This window comes from Gemmatimonas sp., from assembly GCF_041689975.1.
Taxonomy (GTDB): domain Bacteria; phylum Gemmatimonadota; class Gemmatimonadetes; order Gemmatimonadales; family Gemmatimonadaceae; genus Gemmatimonas.
The window spans coordinates 1-4,140 of record NZ_JBDNFF010000331.1; the positions used below are offsets into that span (position 1 = coordinate 1).

Here is a 4,140-nt window from a genome sequence, read left to right on the forward strand (position 1 = left end):
CACTCGGTGGTCGAGACCGGCGTCGATCCGGTGACCCCACGCTTTTCAGGTGGCAAAGGCCGGATTCAGCGGGATGGAACAGTACGAGATTGGGCGTTGGTGACGGTACAGAACTGGTCGGGACGAAGCGGTACGCGGGAAAAACGCGGGGAATTGTTCAAGGTTTGCGGGAGGTCACCTACAAAGTTGCAACTGGAAAGTGGTCGTAAATTCATCGAGTGTTCGCCTTGCTGAATCGCCGGATTCGGATTGGGCTCCCCTAGTCTGCGCGGATGCCGTGCTGGTGCGGATGCGGGCGAGACCTGAGTTACATGCGAGACCGGGTGGCGACGCACGCTCGCGACATTGCCGTGTTGCTGCCGGTCGTGGAACACAGCGTCGAGCGAGCGCCCGAATTCAGCCTGTTCAACGAGTTCAGTCGCAACACGCTGGCAATCGGTGCAACAATCCACGATGACTACATGAATGTCGCTCATGGAGCCGGTGCGCCGACCACGGCCGTCAAGCACCGCAGGGCTTGGGTAAGGATGGCGAATGCCTGTTGCATGAGTGTTCGCGCCAACGACCCCCGATGGTTCGACGCGTACTCGCGGTCGTTGGGCTCTGCAGACCAGGCCTTGTTGTCGTCCACACTCATCGGCCCGTTGCCGGAGGGGTTTCGCCGCAACGCTCATGGTCACAACACGAGGGCTGCGGCGCCGAGCGATGCTTCGTTTCGGCCTACTCCGAGCAGCACGTCGGCATCAACGTTCGCCGTGCTCGACACTTACAAGTCACTTCAGCCAAAGTCTCGCACTCGGGTCGGACGGAATGTTGTTGCTACGTTGACGGTGGCGGGCCTGCTGGCGGTTGCTTCGCTGGCATGGTGGATACTCAGCCCACTGCGCGTTGACGCCACATATTGGACAGTCAGCGGTGCCAACACGAGCGAACCCGTGTCTTTTGACCTGAGGTGCGGCACGAGACTGCAGCCAGAACCATCAGACGACGCAGTCGCCGCCGCGATTGTGGTGGGAATCGATGAGTCGTACCTCACAGATAGCCGGCCCCTTTGGCCGACACGGCAGGGCGCGATGTTTCAGACGCCGGGCCCATTATCGACAGAGGCGTACTTGAGTGAAGCCGTTCAGCAATGCACGCAAGCAGCGACAAATCCTCCCATCGCCATCATCCTGCTCGGCGTACTGTCCGCCTATCTCGCTGCAGGTCTAATCGCGTTCAATTGGTCTGTAGGACGTCAGTATCGCCGTGGTCCGAACAAATTCTGAGACGGGATGGGACACGAGGTCGCCCGTTCGAGCAGGCATCAAGCCCGATGTGTTTGGACATTTTTGCAAGCCGGGTCGCCTCTTACGCGTTCGACGAGGATGGGTGCGGCGCTACGACTGGTCACTGCGTCAGTGTGGCGTCGGCATGGCTTTGCCGACACCCCATCGAGGAATGATCCCCTTCGGGGGGATCTTCCGAGAAGATGGGCGCGCCGGGATTAGTTACTCGGCAGGCGTCGCAGAGTGCTCGATCTGCAGTCAACGCGGGCAGGTTTGTGCGGGCGGGGAGTCTAGGCCCCCCCGATTTTCTGAGGGGTTCGGCGTGCGTAGTGGCCTCATAGGGTGGCGGCCGCTGGGCTGGACAAATTGGGACAGCGGACGGGACGGCGGCTGGGCGAAGGACGGCGTGCCGTCCCTCGCCCTGTCCGAGATTCGCCTTTGCCGTCGATGTCCGACCCTCGCCCATGTGTGTCCGAGAATCGCCCTTGCGCCGCTGGTGTCCGAATGTCGCCCTATCTTTAGATGAGATAGGGCGACATTCGGACACCAGTCAGTCGCCCCAATCGCGAACGCTGCGCTCCGCAATCACCTCAGCCACGACCGCCGAACCGAGGAGGGTCACCTCCGCCGGGGACAGCGTGCGGTCGCCGAATTGCTGTTGCTTGCGTTGCTCGTAGAACGTGATCGCCCGTTGCAGCTCGTCCGGACTGAGACGGTCACCGAACGATTTAAAGTCACTGGACCTGTCGGGCAGGGTGCGACCATGCCATCGAGGCGACGACGACAGACCCGGTAGTGCAAGCGCTTCTGATCGAGACCATTCCCACGCGTCTGCAATGGCTATTGGTGAGAGATGGCGTGCGGGCCTGCCCGATGGTGGCTCAATGTTCGTGACGATGTAGCGCAGGTCGTCGTCATGGCGATGAAGCGTCATCCACCATCGCGAATCAGGGTCGGCGTGCTTCGCGCTAGCGCGACGCAGTGCTCTGGCGATCGTGCTCCAACGCGTGCTGGGAAACATTCCCACGTAAACAGCGGTCTCCTCTGCAAAGGATTCGTCGCCGAGAGTTTCATGTAGCAATTCGAGCTGTCGTAGCACCCTGATCGTCGCGCAGCGCTCGCAGGTCCACACACGGCAAGGCAGTTGAACCTGATCGGTTCGACCTTGGCGATGACCGAACGCGTGGCGCTTGAGGCAATAGCTGGCCGACTTCACCGGCACAACCGTTGCGTCCCATAGGTCGTGATCGATACAGACAAGTGATATCCCATCCGAATGGCTTTGCGGCCAGTTGTGCAGATCATCGAATGCGAACGATGGCGGTGCAATCATGGTGTGAAGTCCTGTCGAGCAGGAGGGCAGTGAGGGAGAACAAGAATTGACCTGGGGGTGCCGGCAGGTCTGGCTGCGCTCACACACTTCCCGCGTCATCATCGTGGCGAAGGTTGCCGGCCGTATCAGAGGGATCCTCGCAGTCGTGGTCGCAAGTCCGCTCGCAGTGCGGGCAGTCCTGGTCCTGGACCGAATGGGGACACGGCGCACGATGTCGGTTGACATCGTCACGCGCCCATCGTCGTACGAAGCGGTGCGTTGCCTTGCGTAGCTCGCAGCGCACGACCAGGGGGCGCTCCAGCAAGTCGTCGCACATCACCTGAACCGTTGGATACAGCATGGCGCGCCTCGCCATCTCGTCGGTCATCCACTCCCTACTGCTCACTTCGCACCCTCTGCGGTGAGAGAGTCCACAAAGTCATGTAGCGCCGCTCCGGGGATTCGCCGCGACCGGCCGAGCTTCACGGACGGCAGTTGCCCGGACCGGATCAGGTCGTACACCCGAGTTCGCGTCACGGACAGAATCGTCGCGGCGTCCTCCGGTCGGTAGAGCAATCGGCCATCGGATAGGCCTTCGTGTCGGGAGGTGGGCGGAACGGTCACGATGCGTCCCCGATCGTCTGGTAAGTGCTCAGAGACTCCAGCAGGCTGACGTATCGAGCGAGGTACAACGGGCTGGGTGTTCCCCCTCCCTCCCATGCCGCGACTGCTTGGACAGTCACGCCGAAATCGGTAGCAAAGTCGCGCAGCGTCAATTTGGCGGCACGCCGGATCGCTCGGCGCTGATCGGGGTGGGGGAGCCGATGCAGCAGCTCGGCCTTCGTGTGGGGACTCATTTGGTTCATGGGGCCCAGTTCATCAGAACCGTCGGACTAATTCAACGTTTGTTACATCAGTTGATTTAGTCGTCCAACGGTGCTTGACTACACCCATGGCATCTGACGTGGTCGTCGAGGAGATCAGAACCGAGGGCACTCAATTGGTGGCCGTGGTCACCATTGCGGGCCATACCGGGTTCCATGTCCGGGTACGGCTCGTGAGGAAGCTGAACGGACCGCCGGCCGTCGTGGAGTTGGATGTCGTGGCGGACCCGGAGCACGAGGTTGACGACAAGGTGATGAAGGCAATCCGACTACCTGCGATCCGCCGAGCAGTTATCGCTGACTTCACTCGGAGCGCACGTGAATGGGTTGATCAGGCGGAGTCGCCAGCCGAGCGGATGAGGCGTGAAGCTGGTCGACAGGCGACGGAGGGTCTGTACCTGGCTCCGCCCACTGATGACCGCAGCTATCTGTGGACGGACGCGGTACTGAGCGATTTCGCGCGCGAGGCAGTTCGAGTGCAGCACGAGGTCACGACTGGCCAAGTGGCCGGCACCAGAAGACACATGGCGGAATGGCTCCGCCAAAACGTGAAACTGGACGCTACCGAAAATACTGTGAGCGAGGTCACCTTCAAGGCTCGTAAGCGAGGGTTCCTCCTCCCTACGCTCCCTGGGCGGCGCGATGTGCAGCTAGGTCCGAAGCTCGGGTTGTCTAG

The 4,140-nt window shown here is 61.3% G+C and carries 6 protein-coding genes; 3 read left to right on the top strand and 3 right to left on the bottom strand.

Going from position 1 to position 4,140, the window contains the following annotated elements; all coding sequences use genetic code 11:
• Positions 1 to 234 (top strand): hypothetical protein (locus ACESNG_RS19670; protein WP_373070482.1); only part of this gene is annotated, 234 nt, incomplete at its 5' end.
• A 116-nt stretch (positions 235 to 350) separates the two neighbouring features.
• Complete coding sequence (locus tag ACESNG_RS19675) at positions 351 to 1,268, top strand: hypothetical protein (RefSeq protein WP_373070484.1); 918 nt, start codon at positions 351 to 353, stop codon at positions 1,266 to 1,268.
• Positions 1,269 to 1,818: 550 nt separating this feature from the next.
• Here the strand turns inward: ACESNG_RS19675 and ACESNG_RS19680 are convergent.
• The 3 genes from ACESNG_RS19680 to ACESNG_RS19690 all read right to left on the bottom strand — a co-directional run bounded on the left by ACESNG_RS19680 (position 1,819) and on the right by ACESNG_RS19690 (position 3,446).
• A complete protein-coding gene (locus ACESNG_RS19680) occupies positions 1,819 to 2,601 on the bottom strand; it encodes a hypothetical protein (protein ID WP_373070486.1) in 783 nt (260 codons plus the stop codon).
• Between the two features lie 381 nt (positions 2,602 to 2,982).
• A complete protein-coding gene (locus ACESNG_RS19685) occupies positions 2,983 to 3,300 on the bottom strand; it encodes a helix-turn-helix domain-containing protein (RefSeq protein ID WP_373070488.1) in 318 nt (105 codons plus the stop codon).
• On the bottom strand, positions 3,201 to 3,446 hold the full coding sequence (locus ACESNG_RS19690) for a helix-turn-helix domain-containing protein (RefSeq protein ID WP_373070490.1): 246 nt from the start codon (positions 3,444 to 3,446) through the stop codon (positions 3,201 to 3,203). Before ACESNG_RS19690 ends, ACESNG_RS19685 begins: the two co-directional genes overlap by 100 nt.
• 98 nt (positions 3,447 to 3,544) lie before the next feature.
• On the opposite strand from ACESNG_RS19690, the gene ACESNG_RS19695 reads away from it, so the two are divergent.
• A partial coding sequence (locus tag ACESNG_RS19695; RefSeq protein ID WP_373070492.1) for a hypothetical protein occupies positions 3,545 to 4,140 on the top strand: 596 nt, incomplete at its 3' end.

Coding starts and splice junctions, on each gene's coding strand:
- ACESNG_RS19690 (WP_373070490.1), bottom strand. CDS start 3,446: ATGAACCAAATGAGTCCCCACACGAAGGCCGAGCTGCTGCATCGGCTC.
- ACESNG_RS19680 (WP_373070486.1), bottom strand. CDS start 2,601: ATGATTGCACCGCCATCGTTCGCATTCGATGATCTGCACAACTGGCCG.
- ACESNG_RS19685 (WP_373070488.1), bottom strand. CDS start 3,300: ATGGGAGGGAGGGGGAACACCCAGCCCGTTGTACCTCGCTCGATACGT.